General features: G+C 37.1%; 16 protein-coding genes. 10 read left to right on the top strand and 6 right to left on the bottom strand.

Going from position 1 to position 26,366, the window contains the following annotated elements; translation table 11 throughout:
- Nucleotides 1-53 precede the first annotated feature (53 nt).
- The 6 genes from bioB (at nucleotide 54) to G508_RS19125 (ending at nucleotide 13,356) form a co-directional block, all read left to right on the top strand.
- Nucleotides 54-1,142: a biotin synthase BioB gene (gene bioB, locus G508_RS0114735; protein ID WP_026706039.1), complete on the top strand. Its 1,089-nt coding sequence runs from the start codon at nucleotides 54-56 to the stop codon at nucleotides 1,140-1,142.
- A 174-nt stretch (nucleotides 1,143-1,316) separates the two neighbouring features.
- A complete protein-coding gene (locus G508_RS0114730) occupies nucleotides 1,317-2,981 on the top strand; it encodes a tetratricopeptide repeat protein (protein ID WP_026706038.1) in 1,665 nt (554 codons plus the stop codon).
- A 164-nt stretch (nucleotides 2,982-3,145) separates the two neighbouring features.
- Nucleotides 3,146-6,295 (top strand): T9SS type A sorting domain-containing protein, encoded by a 3,150-nt coding sequence (locus G508_RS0114725; RefSeq protein ID WP_026706037.1) that lies wholly within the window; start codon nucleotides 3,146-3,148, stop codon nucleotides 6,293-6,295.
- A gap of 186 nt (nucleotides 6,296-6,481) precedes the next feature.
- Entirely contained in the window at nucleotides 6,482-10,864 is a 4,383-nt protein-coding gene (locus tag G508_RS0114720) for a T9SS-dependent choice-of-anchor J family protein (RefSeq protein WP_035694915.1), read from the top strand.
- An 89-nt stretch (nucleotides 10,865-10,953) separates the two neighbouring features.
- The gene (locus G508_RS0114715; RefSeq protein ID WP_026706035.1) at nucleotides 10,954-11,637 is read left to right on the top strand and encodes a ComF family protein; all 684 of its coding nucleotides are present in this window, start codon (nucleotides 10,954-10,956) and stop codon (nucleotides 11,635-11,637) included.
- Nucleotides 11,638-11,718: 81 nt separating this feature from the next.
- Complete coding sequence (locus G508_RS19125; RefSeq protein WP_051197678.1) at nucleotides 11,719-13,356, top strand: Ig-like domain-containing protein; 1,638 nt, start codon at nucleotides 11,719-11,721, stop codon at nucleotides 13,354-13,356.
- On the opposite strand, the gene G508_RS0114705 is transcribed toward G508_RS19125, so the two are convergent.
- The 6 genes from G508_RS0114705 to G508_RS0114680 form a co-directional block, all read right to left on the bottom strand.
- Entirely contained in the window at nucleotides 13,353-14,114 is a 762-nt protein-coding gene (locus G508_RS0114705) for an amidohydrolase (protein ID WP_026706034.1), read from the bottom strand. The two genes, G508_RS19125 and G508_RS0114705, sit on opposite strands and share 4 nt — an antisense overlap.
- 69 nt (nucleotides 14,115-14,183) lie before the next feature.
- Complete coding sequence (locus G508_RS0114700; RefSeq protein ID WP_026706033.1) at nucleotides 14,184-16,991, bottom strand: GH92 family glycosyl hydrolase; 2,808 nt, start codon at nucleotides 16,989-16,991, stop codon at nucleotides 14,184-14,186.
- A gap of 160 nt (nucleotides 16,992-17,151) precedes the next feature.
- Nucleotides 17,152-17,895 (bottom strand): succinate dehydrogenase/fumarate reductase iron-sulfur subunit, encoded by a 744-nt coding sequence (locus G508_RS0114695; protein WP_026706032.1) that lies wholly within the window; start codon nucleotides 17,893-17,895, stop codon nucleotides 17,152-17,154.
- A 48-nt stretch (nucleotides 17,896-17,943) separates the two neighbouring features.
- Nucleotides 17,944-19,944, bottom strand: coding sequence for a fumarate reductase/succinate dehydrogenase flavoprotein subunit (locus tag G508_RS0114690; RefSeq protein WP_026706031.1), 2,001 nt, complete (start codon nucleotides 19,942-19,944; stop codon nucleotides 17,944-17,946).
- Between the two features lie 15 nt (nucleotides 19,945-19,959).
- On the bottom strand, nucleotides 19,960-20,790 hold the full coding sequence (locus G508_RS0114685; protein WP_026706030.1) for a succinate dehydrogenase cytochrome b subunit: 831 nt from the start codon (nucleotides 20,788-20,790) through the stop codon (nucleotides 19,960-19,962).
- A 218-nt stretch (nucleotides 20,791-21,008) separates the two neighbouring features.
- Entirely contained in the window at nucleotides 21,009-21,860 is an 852-nt protein-coding gene (locus tag G508_RS0114680; protein ID WP_026706029.1) for a ChaN family lipoprotein, read from the bottom strand.
- Nucleotides 21,861-22,052: 192 nt separating this feature from the next.
- On the opposite strand from G508_RS0114680, the gene G508_RS0114675 reads away from it, so the two are divergent.
- The 4 genes from G508_RS0114675 (at nucleotide 22,053) to G508_RS0114660 (ending at nucleotide 26,366) form a co-directional block, all read left to right on the top strand.
- Complete coding sequence (locus tag G508_RS0114675) at nucleotides 22,053-23,414, top strand: hydroxymethylglutaryl-CoA synthase family protein (RefSeq protein ID WP_026706028.1); 1,362 nt, start codon at nucleotides 22,053-22,055, stop codon at nucleotides 23,412-23,414.
- A gap of 39 nt (nucleotides 23,415-23,453) precedes the next feature.
- A complete protein-coding gene (locus G508_RS19120) occupies nucleotides 23,454-24,050 on the top strand; it encodes a Crp/Fnr family transcriptional regulator (RefSeq protein ID WP_084625999.1) in 597 nt (198 codons plus the stop codon).
- A gap of 71 nt (nucleotides 24,051-24,121) precedes the next feature.
- On the top strand, nucleotides 24,122-25,414 hold the full coding sequence (locus G508_RS0114665) for an aminopeptidase P family protein (RefSeq protein WP_026706027.1): 1,293 nt from the start codon (nucleotides 24,122-24,124) through the stop codon (nucleotides 25,412-25,414).
- Nucleotides 25,415-25,583: 169 nt separating this feature from the next.
- Complete coding sequence (locus G508_RS0114660) at nucleotides 25,584-26,366, top strand: alpha/beta fold hydrolase (RefSeq protein WP_026706026.1); 783 nt, start codon at nucleotides 25,584-25,586, stop codon at nucleotides 26,364-26,366.

Genomic DNA, 26,366 nt, shown 5'->3' with positions numbered 1-26,366 from the left:
ACTTTCTACTTAAAAGGGAAATGCCTACTTTTGGAGCATTAAAAAATCGAGGTATGAGTATCACAAGAAACGATTGGACAAAAGAAGAAATTATAGCACTATATAACAAACCGATGATGGATTTGCTTTTCGAAGCAGCATCAGTTCACAGGAAATTTCATGATCCAAATGTGGTTCAGGTTTCTACATTATTATCAATCAAAACAGGTGGATGTCCTGAAGACTGTGGCTATTGTCCACAAGCAGCACGTTATCACACCGAGATTGAAGGAAATGATCTAATGTCGGTTAGTCAAGTAAAAGCTCAGGCTTTACGTGCAAAATCTAGCGGTTCTTCACGTGTTTGTATGGGTGCTGCTTGGAGAAATGTGAAAGACGGACCAGAATTCGATCAGGTTTTAGAAATGGTTCGTACCATTAATAAACTGGACATGGAGGTTTGCTGTACACTTGGGATGATTACTGAAAATCAGGCTCAACGTTTGGCAGAAGCTGGTTTATATGCCTACAACCACAATTTAGACACGTCTGAGGAATATTATAAAGAAGTAATTTCAACACGCGGTTTCGAAGACCGTTTGCAAACCATCGAGAACGTTCGTAAGACAAATGTTACCGTTTGCAGTGGCGGAATCATCGGGATGGGAGAAAGCGTTGAAGACAGAGCCGGAATGCTTGTTGCCCTATCAACACTAAATCCACAGCCAGAATCAGTGCCAATTAATGCATTGGTTGCCGTTGAAGGAACTCCCCTTGAGGAAGAAAAACCAGTAGAAATCTGGGAAATGATTAGAATGGTGGCAACAACAAGAATTATCATGCCCCAAACACAAGTTCGTCTTTCTGCAGGAAGAATGAACATGAGCCGTGAAGGTCAGGCAATGTGCTTCTTTGCTGGAGCAAATTCGATTTTTGCTGGAGATAAATTGTTGACGACTCCAAATCCAGATGTAAACGAAGACATGAAGATGTTCGAAATGCTGGGATTGATTCCTCAAAAGCCATTTACAAAAGTATCGCAACCTACAACCGTTGAAGCCAAAGATTCTCAATTTCAGCCTCTAGGTGAAAAACCAAAATGGTCACGTCCTGGACATACAATCGAAAGAAACCTAGAAGCTTCGGGGAAATTGAAAGTATAAATCTTTCTCTTTTGTTAAAGTTTCTTATCTTAGAATAAACCTTTTATAAATTTGCTCTTAGCTTTTGTTAAGAGCATTTTTTTTGAAATTAATTTTTTGCTTTTACACAAAACCATTCATGATAATTCAATCACTCCATTCCAAGCCTTTATTTGAATTAAATTCTAACCCATTATGCTTATAAGTTTCAGGCAATTCAAGTATTGGTTCTTCAGTATCTTGATCAGTCTTTTTTTTAGTATAGCAACCAAAGCGAATACCATTGAAAAATGTGATTCACTAATTGTAGCTGGCGTGGAGGCTTTGAACAAAAACGAGCATATCAAATCCCTTGAATATTTGACACAGGCAAGAACCTTGTCAGAAAAAAACCGATGGTACAAACAAAGCTTTCTGGCCATAAACAATATTGGAGCCAATTATTATAGACTTTTGGAATATGGCGAAGCCCTCAATTATTATATCGAAGCCTATTCGATTGCTTTGAAAGAACTGGATGCCAAATATGAAATGATTGTGCTAAACAACATTGCGATTCTTTATTCGAAAGAAAAAAATTATGAAAAGGCAAATGAATATTTTAAAAAAGCCTACGACATTGCGAAGCAAAATAACGACGACTTAAAGATTGGACTTTATGCCATGAATTTAGGAAATCTGGCAAACGAACAGTTAAATCCTAAATTGGCAAGAAGTTATTTTAATGAGGCACTTCCACTTTTGATTAGCCAGCAAAACTTTCATCTAATGGCAAAAATTGGCCTCATCCAATGTGATTTAGATGAGGGAAATACCACAAAATCCAGGCAAGTTGCCTTAGAATTATTTGAAAATTCAAAAAACTTAAGCACTTTTGAAGCCGATCTTTCGCTGATTACTATTATCGCAAAATCCTATATAAAAGATAATCTATTGGACGAAGCTTCGGTTTACACCAAAATGTTACTGCAGGACAATCCGAACATCGAGACCAAAATAATGGCATTCAAATTGCTTTCGGAAATTAATTTCAAGAAAAAAAACTATGATTTGGCCTTTAGTTACAAGGATTCTATAATTGCCTCTAATGCAAAACTCGATGCCATCAAGAATGGAAAGCTGTATGAAACTAGCAAGGTTAAATTTGAAATCCAAAACTATCAAAACCAGATCAAGCTGAATGAGGCCACCTTGAGCAACGAACGAAAAATGTTCTATTCTATCATTGCTATTATTTTTATTGTGGTACTTTTTATCATTTTGATACTCCAAAACCTTTCGGTAAAACACAAGCAAAAGAAATTGATTGCCGAAAGAAATCAGCAAATTTTATCATTAGAACTCGAAAAAGAAAAGAACGAATTGCTTTTATTAGAGAAACAACTCGATGAACAAAAGGCAATTTCACTACTCGAACAGGAACGTCTCAAAAACGAAGTCGAACAAAAGAACCGGAAATTATCGGCGAAAGCCTTATATCTTTCAGGCAGAAACCAAATGATTGAGGAGGTCTTGTCAGAACTTTCAGAATTGCCTCAGGTTTCAAAGGATGCTTTACTTGTAAATCACATCCAAACCTTGAAAACACATCTAAAAACCGATAATGAATGGGATAATTTTATCACGCATTTTGAAGAAGTGAATCAAAATTTCCTAACGAAATTAAAAGCAAAACACCCGAACCTTATTGCAAACGACATTCGATTCCTGTCCTACATTTACATGAATTTAAGCACCAAAGAAATCGCTTCGATGCTCAATATCGCACCTGAATCCTGCAGAAAACGCAAGGAAAGAATTTCGGCAAAGATGGAAATTCCAGAAGATATCAGTCTTTATGATTATCTAGCCACTATTTGATAGCATGAATTTTTTGAAATTCATTATCGAATAAAATCCTTTTAAATTCTAGGTTTTACGTCAAAATTCACGCTTTGTCTTATTGTATGTCACGCTTTGTCTGATTATTTTTTTTGAAATGGTTTGGCCTTTTTGGAACATTTAGCAAATAAAAATCCAACCACATGAAAAAAATTACAATTTGTTTTGCCGTGCTTTTGCTGTCGGTTTTTGGCAGTTTCGCACAAGTGCAACTTGGAGATGGAACGGCGATTGAAAAAGGAGTTCCTTTTGAACCTAGAAATCCATATTCGTATGCACAATCTATTTATTTATCCTCCGAAATTTTAGCAACTGGACAAATTACTTCTATACAATGGTACTATGCCGGAGATTATAATTTAGAAGGAAGCCAGGAATTGACTGTTTATTTAGGGCATACTACAAAAACCGCTTTTTCATCAGGAACCGACTGGGAACCGATTGAAAATTTGACCGAAGTATATGTTGGCGAAATAGAAGCCGATGGACCAGGATGGGTCACCATTGAACTTCAAAATCCATTTACCTACAACGGAACTGATAATTTAATTGTTGCTGCCAAAGAAGACAGTGATGAGAATGATTTTTATGAAGATCAATTTTATGCGTATGAAGTTGAAGGAAATAGATCCATAACTTTTGCAAGTTGGTCTGAAGCTGTAGATGTAGAAAATCCAGAAGAAGGAATGTTAACCAATTTTGTAGCCAATATTTCGCTTGACGGAATCAACCAAGCATGTCCGAAACCAATTGAAATAATAGCCGAAGATATCACTACAAATGGTGTGACGCTATATTGGACTTCAAATGCTCCAGCAACTCAAGGTTCACAATATTATTTTGCAACTACAAACACCGCTCCAACTCCTACTACCGAACCAACTGGAAGTGTGGCATCAGGTCAAATGGCTGTTGTTGAAGATGTTTTACTTTCAGGAACGCCTTATTATGCTTGGGTAAGAGATGTTTGTGAAGAAGGTCCAGGAACATGGTCGAACGCTATTTCTTTTGTTACCCTTTGTGATCCAATTAGTGTTTTTTATCAAGATTTTAACAGCACAACACCAGGAACAGTTCCTGTTTGTTGGTCTTCAGTAATTTTTAACCAAGATGGAGACCCTACATCAGGCGAAGTTGTGGTGACCAATGAAGATGGAGTTACAGGAAATTCAGTTCAATTTTACACCAATGGAGATGGAACTTCGGAGTTTTTCTTGGTTTCGCCAGAACTTTCAAATCTAGCGGCTGGAACACATCGCTTGACCTTTTTTGCAAAAGATATTTCGGCAATTCAGGGTAGTAGCTTTATTATCGGAACATTGGATGATAATGTTGGTGGGGCTAATTTTAATGTAATAGACGAAATCAACTTAACCAATACCTTCAAAGAATTTAAGATTGATTTTGATCTTGCAGAAGGCACAATCGATACTTATATTGGTATCCGATTAAATACAACTAATGAAAATTTCCTTGGCTACATTGACAACATTCGTTGGGAATTGGCACCTTTATGTCCTGATGCGGAAAACATTGTTGTTCCATTAGCCACTACAACTACTGCAACAATTGCATGGACAGCTGATGAATCGATTACAGAATGGGAAGTTGTCTATAGCGATTCTGCAACCGCAGATCCCGCAACTCTAACTCCCGTAATTGAGGCTAATGAAGAGGCTACAGCTTCCATCGAAGGATTAACTGCAGAAACAACCTATTATGTTTGGGTACGGTCAAAATGTGATGATGGAGAAGGATTTTGGGTTGGCCCAACTGCTTTTACTACAGCATGCCCTCCGGTAAACAGTATCAATGAAAATTTTGATGAAATAACAGGTCAGGAATTACCTTATTGTTGGTCGAGTATCTTGAGAGGAAATAGCTTGTCTTTGTATGCAGATGTAAGAGTTATTTATAACGATCTTGCTACTTCTGGCACATCTAGTCTTGAATTATACAGTGGTTATTCCAATCCTGCTCCAACAGATGATATTATGGCTGTTTCGCCTAATTTGGGCAACCTGTCAAGTGGAACACATCGCTTGAAATTTTTTGCAAAAGGAACAGGAACATTGCAAATTGTAACATTGGCAAGTAATACCAATGCTGCACCATTTCAAGTTTTTGAACAAGTAGAACTTGACAATGATGCAATGACCGAATATGTAATTGATTTTTCTTCGTATGCTGAAACGAATACTTACATCGGCTTTAGATACAACACTATACAAATGTTTTCGGGTGTGATGATTGATGATGTGATTTGGGAACCAATTCCTGCATGTCCAGATGTAACTGATGTGGATGCAGTAGCTTTGGATATCAATACAATTGCTGTTGGTTGGAATGCAAGTGATGCATCACAATGGCAAACCGCTCACGGATTGGTCTCCATTACAGATCCAAATCTTGCAACAATTTCGGATATACTTACAATCGCAAGCAACGAAATTGAAGGTTTGTCTAGCAACACGAATTATAACGTTTGGGTTAGAACCGTTTGTGGCGAAACTGATGGAAATGGGGCTTGGAAAGGACCTTTCTTAGTAAGAACTCCTTGTGAGGAAGTTTCTAGTTTTAATGAAACTTTCGAGGATGCAGATGCTCCACAACTTCCTAGCTGTTGGTCATCAGTCCTTAGTGGAGAAAATATCGACATTAACGGTGGTGCAGGTGTTTCGGTAATCACTTGGCAACCTTATGCTGGTTCTAAAGGTGTTGAAATCTATAATGCAGGTTCGGCTTCAACAGACAACATCATTTTAGTATCGCCAACTTTAAATAATCTTACGGCAGGAACCCATTTGCTGAAATTTTATGCTGCAAGATTGGGAGATGTTGGAAGTTTGGAAATTGGCACTTTGGATGGAGACGGGTTCTTTACTTTTTACGAAGAAATTACCCTGACAAGTTCTTATGAAGAATATACGGTTGATTTTGGTTCCTATTCGGGTACTGACAATAGAATTGGTTTTCGTTTAAGCTCTGAAGAAGGTTATATGCCAATTGGGATGGACAACATCAGCTGGCAATCTGAAGATTTATCAAATGGCGGTTTCGAAAAATCAAATTTCAACTTCTATCCAAACCCTGTGAAAAATGTTTTGAATGTATCGTATGACCAAAACATCACCAAAATTTCGGTCTATAACATGTTGGGGCAGCTGATAATGGAACACGAAATAAATTCAACTACTGCTCAAATTGACATGCAAAATCTCTCAAGCGGAAGTTATCTTGTGAAGGTTAATGCAGAAAATCAAACAAAAAGTATTAAAATTTTAAAACAATAAATAGTTTTTATAACCATGAAAAGGCTGATTGTGCATTACTTTCAGCCTTTTTTGCTTTTAATAAATGCTTGGTATTAAATATAATCACGTTTTTACCTTAGGGTTGTCACGTTTTTTCCTGTTACTATAATAGGACAAACCAATTGATTTTTGGAAAATTTAAAAAATCAAAAAACCTTAATACTAATGAAGAAAATTACACTTTTACTCCTCTTACTTCTGGGAATGTTCCAGGGTCAAGGACAGGTGCTGATCGGGAACGGCACCACACTCAAAAACCTCCCGATAAATCCGTATTATGTCTATTCCTATTCGCAATCCATTTATACGGCTGCCGAAATTAATGCCAATGGATCTATTAATTCAATTTCGTGGTACTATGGAGGTCCGATAGGAAATAATATTCCTAATAGTAGTCAAGATTTAAAAGTATATCTTGGCCATACTACTAAAAGCGAATTCGCATCTGGGACTGATTGGGAAGCGACGACAAATTTAACCGAAGTCTATTCAGGTTCAATTTCAGTGAATGGACAAGGATGGGTATCTGTTACTTTTGCAACCCCTTTTCCTTACAACGGAACAGACAATTTAGTTGTGGCAACTGCCGAATTACAATCGGGCCATGATAACAACAATGACTCTTTTCTGTCGCAAGAAGCAACAGGAAATCGTTCACTTGTTTACCAAAATGATGTCACATCTCCCAACTTGGCTGCTCCACAAGAAGGTGGCCTCGTAAATTTTTTACCTAATATTATTTTTGGAGGTATCCAAAAAGCGTGTCCTACTCCATTTTTCTTGAATACGATAATGACAACTTTTAACTCTTCAATGGTAGTTTGGGGAAATCCAAGTCCAGATGGAACCAGCCAATATTATCTTTCAGAAGAAAATATTGCTCCAACATCTGATACAGCTCCAACAGGAGATTCAGGTCCGTTTGCAATGTTAAATAATCTGGATGCCGATACGGTATATTATATTTGGATAAGAAATATTTGTGGCGGAAATGCTGCTGATTGGTCTTATTCTACGTCTTTTAGAACAGAATGTAATCCAGCAACAACTTTCACTGAAAACTTTGATACCACTGCTGCAAATGCTCTTCCATCTTGCTGGTCTTCAATCATAAGAGGAAATGGTGTTTCTACATTTGCATCCGTTGGTACAGTTGTTGGCGATGCTGTTACCGGTTTAAATAGTGTGAAATTAGTCAATGCTGATACTCCGAATACTGCCGATATAATTTTAGTTGCTCCAAAACTTAGCAATCTAGCTTCAGGAAATCATCAATTGCGTTTTTTCGCTGATGGAACTGCCGTAAATGAATTGGTTGTTGGAACATTAAACAATGCGACTGCAAATGCAACTTTCACTCCGCTTCCAACTGTTGGAACTGTAGCGACTACAGCATCTTATGCAGAATATACAGTGAATTTTTCTAGCTACACAGGTTCAGATACTTACATTGGTATAAAACTAAATTCTACTACAAATTATAATGCTATTAATTTAGACAACATCCGTTGGGAAGCGATTCCAGCTTGTACAGATGTGACAGGAATTGTAGTAGAAAATATTCAACAAGAAACAGCAACAGTTAGCTGGTCATCTGGCGACGAAACCGAATGGGAGGTAGTGTATGATACAGCTTCGGGGATTACAAATCCAGCTTTGTTAACATCATTTGAAGCAACAACATCTTCGCTTGAACTAACAGATTTAACAGCAGATACTCCTTATAATGTTTGGGTACGTTCAGTTTGTGAAGGTGGTGTTGGAGCTTGGGCAGGACCGATTCCTTTTAGAACGGCTTGTTTTGCAATAGCAGATTTCAGTGAAAATTTTGACACTACTACAACTCCAAGCTTACCTGCTTGCTGGAGCACCATTATTAGAGGAGAACAACCAGGACAATATGTAAACATTGCTACTGGAACTGCCAATAACGAATCGGCTCCAAATGCTGTTTTACTTACACCGGGAAGCTATGTAACTTTAGACACAACTAACGATGTGATTTTGGTTACTCCAAATGTAAACACATTGGAAACGGCAACTCACCGTTTGAGATTTTCTGTGAAAGGTAATGGAAACTTGCAAATTGGCACATTAGATAATACAACCAACACAGCAATATTCACACCTTTAGAAGGCATCACAGTTACTAACAATTATGAAGAGCATATTGTAGATTTCACTGGCTTTGGTGGTACTGATACTTATATTGGTTTCCGTATCAATAATGCTGCAACCTATAGTTATACGTATCTTGACAACGTAAAATGGGAACTGGCTCCATCTTGTCCAGATGTTGTAAATATTGTTTTAGAAGGTGTCACAGCTAACAGTGCTACTTTGTCATGGGAAGAAGACGGACCAGAATCTTCATGGGATGTAGTATATGGAGATCCTTTAACTACTGATGCTAATACTTTAACTCCTGTTCTAACAACCGAAACGACTACAATAGAAATTCCAAATTTAGATGATTATACTTCGTATGCAGCATGGGTTCGTTCTGATTGTGGTAGCGAAAAAGGAGCTTGGATCGGGCCAATCTTGTTCAAAACAGATTGTGTTGCGGTAGATAGCATTACAGAAAATTTTAATAGTGTTGCCACTCCTGCTCTACCATCTTGCTGGTCATCGATCATCAAAGGAACTTCTAGTCCAAATGCCGGACTTGTGAGAAGTACAACTAGCAATGCACATGGTGAAGGACAAGCAATTGAGCTATACAGCCAAAATCAAACGGATCTAACGGATGTAATCTTGGTTTCTCCAAATCTTTCTAATCTTGGTGCTGGAACACACCGTTTGCGTTTCTTCGCTACACATTATTATCTATCTTCTATTGAGGTTGGAACACTAGACAAGAATACTCCAAATGCTGTTTTCACGGTTATTGAAGAGATTACTTTAACCTCAACTCATACAGAATATATCATTGATTTTACACAATGGGAAGGCATCACAGACCAATATATCGGTATCCGTTTGAGTCATAACGGCACAAATAGTTATGCTTATATTGATGATTTTGTGTGGGAAGTTGCTCCATTATGTCCAAGTGTTGAAACTGTTGCAATTACAGATATTACGACAGAAACAGCCTTCGTAACATGGGAAATGGGAGAATTGCTTTCAGACAATTGGGAAATCTCTTATGCTACTGCCGATATAACCGATGCTAATGCTGGAACTATCGATGAAACCGCTGCTACAATGGAATATTCATTGGAAAGTTTAACAGCTGATACGGAATATAATGTTTGGATTCGTTCTTTATGTGCTGATACTGAAGGCGAATGGGTAGGTCCAAAAACCTTCAGAACCAAATGTGTTGCAGGAACAGCTTTTGATGAGAATTTTGATGCTACAACCGGGAATGTTCTTCCAACTTGTTGGTCGAGAATCGTAAGAGGAGATTCATTTGCAGAAAATTTTGCTTCTGTAATGGTGACTACTATCAACCCTAATTCTGGAACAAAAGCTGTTTCGATGTTTAACAGTACCAATAATAATGGAAACGACATCATGCTAATTTCGCCTCCAATGGAAAATTTGGCAACTGGAACGCATCAATTGAGCTTCTATTTAAAAGGAAATACAGGAGGGATTCAAGTTGTAACACTTGATGACAACACCGCTTCTGATGCTGATTTTACGGTATTTGCTACAGTTCCTGCAACTGATACTTATACGAAACACACTATTGATTTTAGTGATTATTCAGGAACGGACATGTATATCGGAATTCGTCATGGAGGTGTAAACAATACGACTATATATGTAGATGATATTGTTTGGGAACCTATCATAACCGAAATTTGTCCTGCTGTAGCAGAGGTGAATGAAAATTTCGACACTACCGAAGTGAATGCTGTTCCAGAATGTTGGACAACTATCTTAAGAGGACCATCAGAAAATGATATTGATTTTATTGGTGTAAAACCAAATGATGGCTTTGGTGCTCCAAATTCTATTAACGTTTTCAAAGGAATGTCAGGCGTTCAAGACGAACAAATTTTAGTACTGCCAAAACTTTCTAATCTAAGTGCTGGAACACATCAATTAGCATTTTCACATGCAGGTCCTCCTTGTCAGATAGAAGTAGGAACCTTGAGCGACAATACTGATACTGCTGTGTTTACCTTAAAAGAAACCGTTACAGTAACTGGGGATTGGATACAGACCATTGTAGATTTTGCTAATTATACAGGAACCGACACCTATATCGGATTACGTTTAAATGGAGGAGAATCTCCTTTTGTGAGCATGTTTATAGATAATGTAATTTGGTCTTCAGATTTAGGAAATGATGTTTTCGACAACTCTAAATTCAGCTATTTTCCAAATCCTGTAAAAAATATTTTGAACCTTTCATACGATCAAAATATTACCAACCTAGAAGTTTATAATGTGTTGGGTCAGAAAATCATCAGTAAAAAGATGGATACTAACCAACCACAAGTTGACCTTTCTGAACTGGCTAGCGGTACTTATATCGTAAAAGTAGTTGCTACTAATGCCACTAAAGTAGTGAAAATCATAAAAGAGTAGTTTGTTTTTGTTAATTCAAAAAAGGTCGAAGGTTTCAATACTTTCGGCCTTTTTTTTATACTTTTATAATTCGATCCAAAATAGAATATATGCTGAAAGCCTTGACCGATTTATTTTTTCCGAAAGCCTGTGTGGGATGTGATGCTTTTTTGATGAGCAACGAGGCAATAATTTGTGCAAATTGCAGGCATGAACTGCCACTCACGAGTCATCATTTGCATCAAGAGAACGAAACTACCCAGAAATTCTATGGCAGGATACAAGTTGAATATGGCTCCTCTTTCATGTATTTTCATAAAAAAGGCATCGTTCAAGAAATCATCCACAGTCTCAAATACCGTGGTCATGAAGAAATAGGGACCTTGATTGGAGATTGGTATTCGGAGGATTTGAAAGACAATGCCATCTTGAAAACCGTCGATTCCATTATTCCTGTTCCGCTTCATCCGAAGAAATTAAAAGAAAGAGGCTACAATCAGGTTACAACATTTGGGAAATCCCTTTCCTATAATTTTGAAATTCCGCTTGACGAAACACTTTTGCGTCGAAACAGGTATTCAAAAACGCAAACCTTAAAAAATAGTATAGGCAGGGCCGATGTGACTCAAGCTCTTTTTGACGTAAATTTTAATGAAGAGCATCACAACAAGCATTATCTTCTCATTGACGATGTTCTCACCACTGGAGCTACACTGGAAGCTTGTGGCAAGGCAATCCTGAAGATCCCTGGAGCAAAACTCAGCATCATCACCATGGCATTTTCGCATTCGTAAAGTATTGCTAATAATTCTCTAAAACATTTCGTTTACACTAAATATAATTGTTATTTTGTGAGCTACAAATTTTACTTTTTTATGTGGAAGTCTCAGTACAAGTATTTTCTAATCCTTTTAACGGTTTTCGTTGTAGGCTGTGCCAAAAGAGGCAATATAACAGGTGGTTTAACCGATACTATTCCACCAGTTTTACAGCGAAGTATTCCTAAAAATTTTAGCACCGAATTTAAAGGAAATGAAGTAAAATTATACTTTGATGAATATGTGAAACTAAAGGACATCAACAAGCAGTTAGTTGTTTCCCCTCCTATGAGCGTTCCGCCTGTCATTTCGCCTACAAACGCTAGCAAGTATATTACGATAAAAATAAAAGATACTTTACAACCCAACACAACCTACAGTTTCAACTTCGGGCAAAGTATTCAGGACAACAACGAAGGAAATCCTTATCCTCAATTCAAATATATTTTCTCTACAGGAACCTACATTGATTCCCTTTCTGTTAGCGGAACCATTAGTGATGCACTCGAGCAAACGGTCGATAATTTTGTTACCGTAATGTTGTATGAAGTAAACGAAAAATTTACTGATTCGATAGTTTACAAAGAAAAACCACGCTATGTAACCAACACCTTAGACAGCTCGAAAACATGGCAAATAGACAATATAAAGGCTGGAAAATACATGCTTATCGCAATGAAGGATTACAACAACAATTATATTTTTGATCCTAAGAAAGATAAAATCGGTTTCTATAAGGAACACATCATAGTCGATAACGAACCCTCAAATTATAATCTACAACTCTTTCAGGAAGTTCCTGTTTTTAAAGGCCTAAAACCTAGTCAGGCTTCGGGAAATCGTGCCACAGTTGGATATGAAGGAAAACCCGAAAAAGCAAAATTCACGCTACGAAACGGAAGCGAAATCCTTCCAACAATCGTGACCAAATTACCCGAAAAAGATTCTGTTCAAATATGGTTTCCTCCTGTAAAAGTAGATTCGTTGAACTTGGAAATCGTGAATGAAAATTTCAAAAAAGACTTTAATTTCAAAATCAAGGATCAGAAAAAAGACACGTTGAGTTTTACGGCAAAACCGTTGGGAACGCTTCACTTTAGAGAGAATTTTGAACTAGTTTCTTCCATTCCGTTGACAAAATTCGACAGCACAAAAATAACACTACGAAACAAGGATTCTATCATTGTTCCCTTCACAACCAAGTATGACGAATTTAATCAAACCCTGAAATTTGATTTCAAGAAAGAGCCTCTTGAAAAATATACGATGTTGCTTTTACCAGGTGCCCTGACAGATTTTTATGAGACCCAAAACGACACCTTAAACTATAAATTCAGTACCCGAGATTTATCCGATTATGCCAATATGGTGCTAAAATTGCAAAATGTCAAGAAGTTCCCGATAATTGTAGAACTCACAGATGCAAAAGGAAAAGTCCTAGATTCAGAATATTCTACGGAGAGTTCTACCATAGTCTTCGAGTCCTTTTTACCTAAAAAATTCTTTATCAGAATCATTTATGATGAAAACGGAAATGGTGTATGGGATCCTGGAAATTATCTAGAAAAAACTACAGGCGAAGAAGTAATTTATTATCCAACAGAAGAAGAAGGAAGGGCAAATTGGGATGTTGATGTAAACTTTATACTGACACCACAATCCAATCCTAAACCTCCAATTACTCCAAGTCCTTAAAGAGTAAATACATCACGATCGTTCAGGAAGCCTAATTTTTTTCGGGTTTCCAGCATTTCGGTTTTATCCAAAGTAGCCGTTAAAATTGTGTTTTCTCCTGAAGGTTCAATCAGGTTTTTCCCAAGAAAATCAATCACTTGCGAATGTCCAGGATAAGGATGATTATTTCCGTCCTCGCCAATGCGGTTCACGCCAATTGTGTAGCACATATTTTCGATTGCCCGAGCTTTCAAAAGCGTGTCCCAAGCTAAAATTCGAGTTGTGGGCCAATTGGCAACATAAATCAAGAGATCATAATCTTCGGTATTTCTAGCAAAAACCGGAAAACGTAAATCATAGCAAATTTGGAGACAAATCTTCCAACCTTTGTGGGCTACAATTTGTTTTTTGGCTCCAGCCGAATATACTTTATCTTCTCCAGCCAAGGAAAACAAATGCCTTTTGTCATAATACTGCATTTCGCCCGAAGGAAAAACAAACACCATCCGATTATAAAAATTGCCTTTTTCTTTGATAATCAAGCTTCCTGTTAGTGCTAAATTTTTGGCTTTTGCCAAATGTTGAAGCCACAGTACAGTTTCTCCTTGCATTGATTCGGCCAGCTGTTCTGGATGCATCGAAAAACCCGTCGAGAACATTTCCGGCAATACAATCAAATCCACATCCGAAGCAACTGAATTGATTTTTGCTTCAAAATTATTCCGGTTTTGTGGAGCATTTTCCCAAATTAAATCCGTTTGAATTAAAGCTATTTTCATGTTTTTAGGCATTAGCCAATAGTGATTAGTAATTAGTTTTTTTGCTTTTGGCTATTACCTTTTGCCTATTTACTCAATAGTTATTTCATCAATAAAAATAAAAGCATCGCTTCCAAAGCCTTGATGTCCTTCGGGAAGCTTGCCAAAATTATAGGCTTTGACTTTTACATATCGTGCAGTTATGTTTTCCAAATCGATTTTATAATCTACAATTGCAGTATCATTGTACTTCCAATCGAGGGTGCTTTCTACCGTTTTCATCAGCTGAAAATGAATATTATCATTAGAAACATAGTATTCCACCTTTTGCGGAAGCAAAATCCAAGAACGGGAATCCTGCAAATAAGTTGAGCTTATGGAATTGATTTTTTGAGCTTTCTGCAAATCGACAACTGCTTCAAAATCCTGAGATTGATAGCCTTGCCATTCGCCTTTTTGCCAGTTTTTTGCCCCGTGGATTCCATCAATCAAACCTTCGGGACCACCTGCATGATATTGTCGGTTGTATTTTGATTTGATGTCGATGGTGTAATCGTTTGGTTTTTTGAAGAAAGTGGCAGAAACAGCTTTACTACTTTTTCCTTCACTTTTCACATACGCTTGAATTTTTTCAGATTGTGAAATGTCTAATGGATTTGTGTATTTCATCCAAGCTGTCTTACCTGGACTGGCAGTTTTAAACATATAGAAAATTTCATCATTTGGATTTTGCGAAATAATTTCAATTTTCAATTTGTCTTTAAACGACTTGCTCTCATCTGTAAATACGGGAACTGGAATAATTTTTTCTATATCTGAATCTAGCATGCCGACAATAGCAACTTCATCATAATCTTCATTATCAGAATCAAAATAAACCAAATCAAATGCTTCCGAAGTTTTTAATATCGTTTTCGAAGTATGGTTTTCAAAATTTACTTTAATTTTTTCAAAACTTGGAATAGTTGTTTCCCATACCGGTTTCCCCGGTGTCACAGCATAAATCCCCATCGAACTCAACACATACCAAGCACTCATTTGTCCGCAATCCTCGTTTCCAATCAAGCCGTCAGGAGCATTTTTATAGAACTCATTTAAAATATAATGTACTTTTTCGGTTGTCTTTTCTGGTTTTCCAACATAATTATACAAATAGGCCATGTGATGGCTTGGTTCGTTTCCTTGAGCATATTGTCCCATCAAACCTGTCACATCGACTTGTTCTCTTCCTGTGGTTTTGCTATCGGCATTGAACATTTCATCGAGTTTGGCTTCGAATTTTTCATTTCCGCCATAGGCTTCAATCATTCCGGGAATATCTTGTGGAACGAAAAAAGTATAATGCCAAGCATTTCCTTCGGTAAAATTATTGTTCACTTCCCTCGGGTCAAAAGGTGTTGACCAACCACCATTCTTTTTGGGACGAATAAAACCGGTTTCCCAATCGAAGAGATTCTTCCAGTTTTGGGAACGTTTCATAAAATAGTCGTAGTCTTCTTTTTTGTTTAAAATGCTTGCCATTTGGGCTATACACCAATCGTCATAGGCATATTCAACGGTTTTAGAAACGCTCTCGTGTTCATCATCAATACTGATAAAACCATTCTTTTTGTAAGCATCTAAACCGAGATGATCTAACATTGCAGAATGTTTGGCGGCTTCAAAACATTTTTCATAATCAAAACCTTCAATACCTTTTGCCATAGCATCGGCCATGACCGAAACCGAATGATAGCCAATCATACAATCCGTTTCATTGGAAGCCAATTCCCAAACCGGCAATCGTCCGCCTTGTTCATATTGCATCAAAAACGTATTGATAAAATCGGACGTTCGTTTCTTATCAATCAAAGTATAAAGCGGATGAGCAGCTCGAAACGTATCCCAAAGCGAAAAAACCGAGTAATAATCGAAGCCTTTTGCTGTATGAATTTGATTGTCGCGACCGCGGTATTTTCCGTCCAGATCCTGGGCAATATTCGGTTGCATCATGGTGTGGTATAAGGCCGTGTAGAAAATCGAGAGCTTTTCTTTATCTGCTGATGTGACTTCTATTTTTGATAATTCCTTGTTCCAAAGTGCTTCTGCGTCTTTTTTTGTCTTGTTGAAATCCCAATGCTTGATTTCGGACATATTCAATTCGGCACCAATATATCCTGTGGGAGAAAGAGCAACTTTTACCATAATCTTCTCTCCTTTTTTAACTTGTTTGGAAAAACTCAAAGCCAAGAATTTATCAGAAAATTGAGATGACGTCAATTTATTGCTCGTTGCTTTTGAAATTTTCATCGGCTTACTGAACTCTATTCGGGCATAAACGTATTGATCTTTTGCCCAAGCTTCGCTCCTTCTTAACACTTCAATTGTTTTATCGTTAATGATTTTCACGTCTCCTTGCAACAACTTATCTCTATGGTTCAGGTCGATTATGATATTTGCTTGACCAGAATTATTAAAAGTATATTCATGAAAACCAACTCGGGTTGAAGCCGTGAGCCGGACATCAATATTATCGTCGTCTAACTTTACGGCATAAAATCCAGCGGAAGCCTTTTCATTTGTATGAGAAAATTTCGAGGAATAATCGTTTTTGTGCAATGAAGGTTTTCCCATTGTTGGCATCAGCATAATATCTCCAAAATCAGAAACTCCTGTTCCATTCAAATGGGTATGCGAAAATCCATAAATCACATTATCCGAATAATGATAACCTGAACAGCCATCCCAACTGCCGTCGATTCTGGTATCTGGCGAAAGCTGCACCATACCGAAGGGAACTGTTGCTCCTGGAAAAGTGTGTCCGTGACCACCCGTTCCTATAAATGGATTGACGTGTTGCTGGTAATTTTGAGCGAAAGTGAAAGTTGAAATGAATAATAGGAGGGAAAAATATTTCATTGTATTGTATTTGCTTTTCAAATATAGGAAAATCTTATTATGTAACTGAGGGACCAGCTCAAGCAGAGTTTAAATCTTTATCTGGGTAACTTAAAATAAAAAACGCATCTGTTGATTCAGATGCGTTTTTACTTTTGCCTTATGGCTATTCTCTTTTGGCTTATTTGATACTTGCCACCAAATATTCTCTATTCATTCTAGCAATATTTTCAAGCGAAATCCCTTTCGGACACTCTACTTCGCAAGCTCCTGTATTGGTACAGTTTCCAAAACCTTCGGCATCCATTTGGTTTACCATGTTTAAAACCCTGTCGGCTGCTTCAACTTTTCCTTGTGGCAATAAGGCGAACTGCGATACTTTTGCAGAAACAAACAACATTGCTGATGAGTTTTTACAAGTGGCTACACAAGCTCCACAACCAATACAAGTTGCAGCGTCAAAAGAACGGTCAGCATCGTGCTTGTTGATTGGAATTGTATTGGCATCGATTGTGTTTCCAGAAGTGTTTACCGAAATAAATCCTCCAGCGTGTTGAATTCTATCGAAAGAACTTCTATCCACAACCAAATCTTTGATCACAGGGAATGCTTTTGCACGGAAAGGCTCGATAAAGATCGTGTCGCCATCCTTAAACATTCTCATGTGCAATTGACAAGTTGTAACGCCTCTATCTGGACCATGAGCTTCTCCATTAATGAAAAGCGAACACATCCCACAGATTCCTTCGCGACAATCGTGATCAAATGCAACAGGATCATCTCCTTTATTAATTAAGCCTTCGTTCAAAACGTCAAGCATTTCTAAGAAAGACATATCTGGAGAAACATTGTCTATTGGATATTCAACGATTTTTCCTGTTTCTTTAGCGTTTTTCTGACGCCATATTTTTAATGTAAGTTTCATAATTTTCAGTATTGAGAATTAAGTAATCGGTACACCCGAACTTATATCTTATTTGTAACTTCTTTGAACCAATTTCACGTTATCAAAAACCAAAGGCTCCTTGTGCAATACAGCTTCGCTAGGTTTTCCTTTGTATTCCCAAGCGGCAACGTAAGCAAAATTCTCATCATCACGCTGTGCTTCTCCTTCTGGTGTTTGGTACTCCTCACGAAAGTGTCCTCCACAAGATTCATTTCTATGCAAAGCGTCTTTTGCAAAAAGCTCTCCTAATTCAAGGAAATCAGCAACACGCATTGCTTTTTCCAATTCTTGGTTAAAGCTGTCCAAAGTTCCAGGCACTTTTACATCTCTGTAGAATTCCTCACGCAAAGCAGCAATTTCATCGATTGCTTCGGTCAAGCCTTTTGCATTTCGAGCCATACCTACTTTGTCCCACATAATTTTACCTAATTTCTTATGGAAATGGTCAACAGAATGTGTTCCGTTATTGTTGATGAACTTGTTCAATTGTTCTCTAACATTATTTTCAGCTTCTACGAATTCTGGCAAATCTGTAGAAATTTTTCCTGTCTTGATATCTGGAGCCAAATAATCTCCGATTGTGTAAGGTAATACGAAATATCCATCAGCCAAACCTTGCATCAAAGCTGAAGCTCCCAAACGGTTCGCTCCGTGATCAGAGAAATTAGATTCTCCAATTGAGAAACAACCTGGAATAGTCGTCATCAAATTATAATCAACCCAAGTTCCACCCATTGTATAGTGAACTGCTGGGTAAATCATCATCGGAGTTTCATATGGATTCTCATCAACGATTTTCTCATACATTTGGAACAAGTTACCATATTTATTAGCCACTACTTCAGTTCCTAATTTCTTCACCAGTTTCATGTCATTTTCGTCCAAATGCTTTATTCTGGCTTGGTCTTTTCCGTATCTTTCGATTGCTGCAGCAAAGTCCAAATAAACAGCTTCTCCTGTCTTATTTACACCAAAACCTGCATCACATCTTTCTTTTGCAGCACGAGAAGCGATATCACGTGGTACCAAGTTTCCAAAAGATGGATATCTTCTTTCCAAGTAGTAATCTCTTTCTGCTTCAGATAAATCCGTTGGTTTCTTTTTTCCTTCACGGATGGCTTTTGCATCTTCCAATGATTTTGGAACCCAGATTCTACCGTCATTTCTCAACGATTCCGACATCAAAGTCAATTTTGACTGGTGATCTCCTGAAACTGGAATACAAGTTGGGTGAATTTGTGTGTAACAAGGATTTGCAAAAAACGCCCCTTTTTTATGTATTTTCCAAGCTGCAGTCGCGTTACTTCCCATTGCATTTGTAGAAAGGAAAAATACGTTTCCGTATCCTCCAGAAGCAATGACAACCGCGTGAGCTGAATGTCTTTCAATTTCTCCAGTAACCAAATTACGAGCGATAATTCCTCTAGCTTTTCCGTTTACGATAACTAAATCTAGCATTTCGTGACGGTTGTGCATTTTGATTTTTCCACGACCGATTTGACGGTTCATTGCAGAATAAGCTCCTAATAATAATTGTTGTCCTGTTTGCCCTTTTGCATAGAATGTTCTAGAAACTAGAGTTCCTCCAAAAGAACGGTTGTCCAAAAGTCCGCCATATTCACGAGCCAACGGAACACCTTGTGCCACACATTGGTCGATGATATTAGCTGAAACTTCCGCTAGACGGTGAACATTTGCTTCACGAGCACGGTAGTCACCACCTTTCACTGTATCATAAAACAAACGGAAAGTTGAATCTCCATCTCCTTGATAGTTTTTTGCAGCATTGATACCACCTTGAGCTGCAATCGAGTGAGCTCTTCTTGGTGAATCTTGAAAGCAAAATGCTTTTACGTTATAACCTAATTCAGCTAAAGTTGCAGCGGCAGAACCACCAGCAAGTCCCGTTCCAACAACGATAATATCAATATTACGTTTGTTAGCTGGGTTCACTAAATTAATATGATTTTTATAATCTGTCCATTTGTCCGAAATTGGACCTGCAGGAATTTTTGAATCTAAACTCATGATTTGTATACTATATTATTTAGCAAAAAAGTGAATGTAAACTGGAATAATCGCGAATAAAAGTGGCACTATGATAGCAAAACCTTTTCCGAAACTTCTTATTAGTCCGTTGTATTTTGGATTGTTAGCACCTAAAGATTGGAAGGCACTTGCAAATCCGTGCAGCAAGTGAAATGCTAAAACGAACATTGCAATTACATAAGCAATTGTGGCAATCAAACCGTATTTTGCATCTTGAAAAAAGGCAAACGTAATTTTGTGTAGATCTTTATAACCATCCTTAATTTTTACATCGGCTCCCGTGTCATAAAACTCAGTTCTATTCTTGATGGTAACCAGTTTTTGCTCTACTCGAACCTTTGGCAAATAATCTCCATCTGTTGTCAAATAAAGTTCTTGTTTACCTCCTCCAGTGTCAATCATTATGGTTTGCAAAGGCATGTTTGCATCAAAATGCATCTTTGCCCAAAAATTTACCATGTGTGTCACGATAAAAACCAAAATCAATGTTCCTAAAACCGCCATGTTTCTTGAAGCCCAAGCTGAATTAGCCGAAGCATTTTCCTTCGCATACTTGATTGGTCGTGCTCTTTGGTTTTGAACCGTTAGCAAAATACCATCAATTGCATGAAAAAGAATTGAAATATAGGTAACATAAGATAATAATTTAACCGCCGGATTGGTGGTCATAAACAATGCATACTGGTTGAATTGTAATGCATTTCCGAAAATAAGCTGTAAGTTTCCGGCCAAGTGGCCCGCTAAAAACAAGCATAAAAATAAACCCGTTAGAGCCATCCAGTACTTTTTTGCTAGAGATGACTTTAAGATTGCAGATTTTGCCATAAGAGTTGTTTGTGTGTTTAAAAAAGTACACAAAAATAACGCATATTCAAAATAACTACAACCTTTTCGACTTATTTATAATCAGTATAAAGTGTTTATAGTTTGCAGTAAATCAGAGGTAAAATTTTATTCTGCATAATTAATTTGAAATTAAACTTTTAATGCCGAAAAAAATCTGCCAAATCGAGGTTTTAAATTGCTGAAAAAATATTTTTAAATTAGTACGTTTTAGTCACATCTTCATCTACAACAATGATAAAATCAGCTAATTTCAGGTTTTCATTTTCCAATTCTGAAACTTCTTTTTGCGAAACAGTGGCAATGGTCATGATTTTTAGAGCAGGTTGTACTTTTTTCAAATACCAATTTATTCCATCAAAATTATCACTGTGATAGGTTCCGTTGTAATGCACAAAAACCGAATTTGATTTTAAATTTTGTAATATAAAATATCCCATCGTTGCATCTTTGATAGCTTGTGCTTTCGGAAGATTTTCATTAGCGTGATCACCCATCATTTCGAGCATCTTCACATAACCTGGAAGATTTTTATCATAGGCAATAGGAAACGGAGCTATCCATGATTTCTCTTCCGCAGATAATTTATCCAACGCTTCAAAACCTTGTTTATACACCAAACTTGCATAACGTCTTGGAACATTTGTAGCAATGAAATTGAATTTTTTCTCTTTTGCAAAATCCACCAAAGGCTTATAATCTGTTTTATGATTGTTCCAAAGCCGGGCCAAAGTGTCAAAGGCCTTCTGATTGATTTCATCTTTCAGATATTGGTCCAACTGCTTTTGATTATCAGCTTCAATCATTTCGGCACCTAAAACCAGTTGCTTTTTCTCTGCCAAATCTTTTGTAAGTTCCAGTTGCAACCAGTGAATGATGGAATTATCGTGATGTTCTCCAAACAAAACCACTTCAGAATTTTCGGCTTTTTGCAACATTTTAGAATAGGAACTTTTCTTTCCGTTTATATCAAAAATCTGGTAAGCTGGTTTGTCTTGTGCAACAGCATTTAACGAAAGTACGAAAGCGAATAGGGAGACAATATAGTTCATTTCAAATGTTTTAAAGTCGTGCTAAATTAATATAAATAAAGAGCTTGCCCAACTAAAATTATGGATTTCATAATTTAGAATATACTTTTTTCTAAATTCAATAAAAATGAAAATCTGGCGTTATTTCTAAATTAAAAAGGATGTTTTTTAGCTTGATAGTCCTAATTTTAGCATCCGAAAAAAAAATCCAAAATGAGAACAGGAATTGATGCCCTAGCTTTTGATGTTTCCAAAATATATTTATCCATTCAAACTTTGGCGAAAGCCCGAAATATTGAACCCGAAAAACTCGAAAAAGGTTTGGGCTTAATCAATATGACCTTGCCGGATGTGCATCAGGACACGGTGGTTTTAGGTGCCAATGCCTTGACGAAACTCATTCTCGAAAACGACATCGACTTGAGCGAAATTTCCAGAATCTATGTCGGTACCGAAAGCGGAATTGACAATTCTAAACCAATCGCCTCGTTTTTAATTGCCTTGATGGAACAAAAATTTGGCGAAAACATACTTGCCGAATGTGATGCTGTCGATTTTACTTTCGCTTGCATTGGTGGTGTTGATGCGTTGCAAAATTGTCTCGATTTCGTTCGATTATACCCTGATAAAAAAGCGATTGTTGTCACTACCGATATTGCAAAATATGACTTGAATTCAACCGGAGAATATACCCAAGGTGCTGGAGCTTTGGCAATGCTGATTAGTTCCAACCCGAGAATTATTGCTTTTGATAATCAATGGACCGTTAGCACAAAAGGTGTTTTTGACTTTTTTAAACCGTATCGTCATGTCGCAAAAGAAGAAATTACAGGAAGTTCCAGCAACGAACCTTGGTTTGAAAATTTGGAAAGCGAAATTGAAATCCACAAGGACCAGCCTGTTTTTGACGGTCAATATTCCAACCAATGCTATACCGACAGAACTAGAGATGCTTATTTTTCGTTGAAGGATTTAAAAAACACCGAAGATTCACTCTACCATTACTGGGAAAATATCATCATGCACCTTCCCTATGCGTTTCAGGGCCGAAGAATGCTTCCCGAAATTTATGCCTTGGATGCCCATAAAAAAATACTTTCGGGCGATGAAGATGCTGTGGAATATCAGAATAAATTAAAAGAGCTAAGTAAAACCGATGCCTACAAAGCATTTGTTTCTAAAAAACTACAACCCGCAGAACTTGCTTCTTCCTTGATTGGAAATTTATATACCGGTTCAATTTTTATGGGATTGCTTTCGACTTTGGCCAATGCTTCGGAGAAAAATAGTGAACTCGAAGGCAAAAAGATTGGCTTTCTAGCCTATGGTTCAGGTTCAAAATCAAAGGTGTTTGAAGGTGTTGTTATGCTCGACTGGAAATTGGCTGTAGCCAAAGTAAAACTCTTTGAAACCTTGAAAAAAAGTATTGAAATTGATTTTGAAACCTATGAAAAACTGCATAAAAAGGAATTAAAAACATCTGTCCTGCAACCAAAACAAGAATGGGTTTTAGATAGGATTGAAAAAGAAATCCCGAATCTGATTGGTGCCAGATATTATAAATGGGTGGAGTAACACCTCTTTCGTTTGAAATTTTTAGGTAATTTTGTCCTTATGAAAGCAGTGGCAAAACCTACGAATTTTTTAGACTACCTGACAGAGTTTGCCAATCCTGTTGACGATTCCTTTAGTAAGCTTTTGGAAAAATCCAAAGACGCGTTTACCTTTTTATCGCTCAAAAAGAATGATTTCTTTGTTAAGGAAGGCGAAGTTTGCCACTATTTCTGCTATGTAGAAAGTGGCATCCTGCAACATTCTATTATGGTGGATGACGAGGAAAAAACCACTTATTTGGCACTTCGAAATTCTGTTACCAGCTCCTTGAACAGCTTTCTATTCAACAAGCCTTCACGAAAAAATATCAAGGCCATATCCGATTGTGGATTATGGATTGTGGATTTGAAAACCTTCAAAAATTTGATTGAAAATAATGAAGCTTTCCATCAATTCTATTATAATCTGATTGAAAAACAGCTTTGTCTTATTGATGATTATCGTATTGATTTGCTGACACTTTCACCAGAAGAACGTTACCATAAATTATTGTCTACCGAACCTAAACTGCTTCAGGAAGTGCCTCTTCACTACCTTTCTTCCTTTCTCGGAATTTCTTCAAGGCACATGAGCCGTATCCGAAAAAATATAAAATAACGCCATTTGGCTACTTGTTACAACTAATCTTTCCCTAATTTTGATATACACAATTATCAAAGTTTTATATTATGAAATACCATCAAATTGACCGTAACTTATTTATAAAAAATCGTCAAAAGTTTACGGCTCAAATGAAGCCAAACAGCGTTGCAATTTTTAATTCTAACGATATTTATCCGGTTTCGGCCGATAGCACTTTGCCGTTTGCACAACACCGCGACATCTTTTATTTGAGCGGAGTTGACCAAGAAGAAAGTATCTTGTTGCTTTTTCCAGATGCTCCTTATGAAAATTTGAAAGAGATTCTTTTCCTTAAAGAAACCAACGAACACATCGCGATTTGGGAAGGTGAAAAGCTAACAAAAGAACGTGCTTTTGAAGTTTCGGGTGTGAAAACCGTGATTTGGTTGCAGGATTTCCATAAAACATTAAAGGAAATCATGGCCTATTCTGAAACGATTTACATCAATACAAACGAACATTATCGTGCATCTATTGAAACTGAAACACGTGAAGCTCGTTTTGTAAAATGGTGGAAGGAGAACTATCCGGCTCATAAAGTAGAAAAATCAAACCCAATCTTGCAACGTTTACGTTCGGTAAAAGAAAGTGAAGAACTTGATTTGATTCAGAATGCTTGTAATATTACCGAAAAAGGTTTCAGAAGATTATTGTCATTCGTAAAACCAAATGTGACGGAATATGAAATCGAGGCCGAATTGATCCACGAATTTGTTCGCAACCGCTCAAAAGGTTTTGCATACACTCCAATAATTGCTTCTGGAAATAATGCCAACGTTTTGCATTATATCGAAAACAACCAGCAATGCAAAGCGGGAGACTTGATTTTACTAGATGTCGCTGCTGAATATGCCAATTATTCAAGCGATTTATCGAGAACGATTCCAGTTTCAGGAAGATATTCTGACCGACAAAAAGCAGTTTACAATGCGGTTTTGAGAGTGAAAAACGAAGCTACAAAAATGCTTGTTCCAGGAACACTTTGGAAACAATATCATCTAGAAGTGGGTAAATTAATGACTTCTGAATTATTAGGTTTGGGTCTTATTGACAAAGCCGATGTACAGAACGAAAATCCAGATTGGCCAGCCTATAAAAAATATTTTATGCACGGAACTTCTCACCACATGGGACTTGACACGCATGATTATGGTTTGCTTCACGAGCCAATGCAAGCCAATATGGTATTCACGGTAGAGCCTGGAATTTACATTCCTGCCGAAGGTTTCGGAATTAGATTGGAAGACAATGTTGTCGTTCAAGAATCCGGAGAACCGTTTAACCTGATGCGAAATATCCCGATTGAGGTAGAGGAAATTGAGGGGTTGATGAATTCTTAATTTAAGATTTTTGATTTATGAAACGGTTTGCGAAAGCGAGCCGTTTTTTTTGAAACAAAGATTTATAAAATCAGAATAATTTTTAATCCGGAAAATCCTTTAATCTGTGGCAAAAAAATGTATCTGATGAAATAATAAATTATACTTTTGTACTATAAAAACATCTTCCTTGAAACAAATAATCTACAAAAACACAAAAATTTCTTTCACAGATTCTGGCAAAGGAACTGCAGTTGTTTTGTTACATGGGTTTTTGGAAAACAGCAAGATGTGGGATTATTTCATTCCAGAACTTACCCAAAAATACCGCGCCATTACCATTGATTTATTAGGTCACGGAAACACAGAACCAATGGGATATGTGCATTCTATGGAAGACAATGCCGATGTGGTTCATGCCGTTTTATCAGAATTAAAAATCAGAAAAGCGGTTTTTGTGGGACATTCGATGGGCGGTTATGTGGCTTTGGCTTTCGCCGAACTGTATGCCGATAACGTTAAAGGATTAGTGCTTTTAAATTCTACTTCCAGAGCCGATTCTGATGAACGAAAAACCAATCGCGACAGAGCCATCAAAGCCGTAAAACAAAATTACAACAACTTTGTTCGACTTTCAATTGCCAATTTATTTTCAGAAAATAATCGTGAAAAATTAGAATCTGAAATTGAAAATGTAAAAACCGAAGCTTTAAAAACACCTTTGCAGGGAATTGTTGCATCGCTTGAAGGAATGAAAATCCGCAAGGACCGTGAAGTTATTTTGCATTTTGCTCAATTTCCTATCTTGTTAGTTTTGGGAAAAAACGATCCTGTTTTAAATTACGAAGAAAGCATCGAACAGATTGAAAATACTGAAGTAAAACTCCTCACTTTTCCAGACGGACACATGAGCCACATTGAAAACAGGGATGATTTGAAGAAAAGTTTATTGGGGTTTTTTAAAAGCATATAG

Origin of the sequence: Flavobacterium soli DSM 19725 (genome assembly GCF_000422705.1) — a bacterium.
Classification (GTDB): domain Bacteria; phylum Bacteroidota; class Bacteroidia; order Flavobacteriales; family Flavobacteriaceae; genus Flavobacterium; species Flavobacterium soli.
Note: the sequence above shows the minus strand (reverse complement) of the source record. Positions and strands in the feature narration are given on the sequence as shown.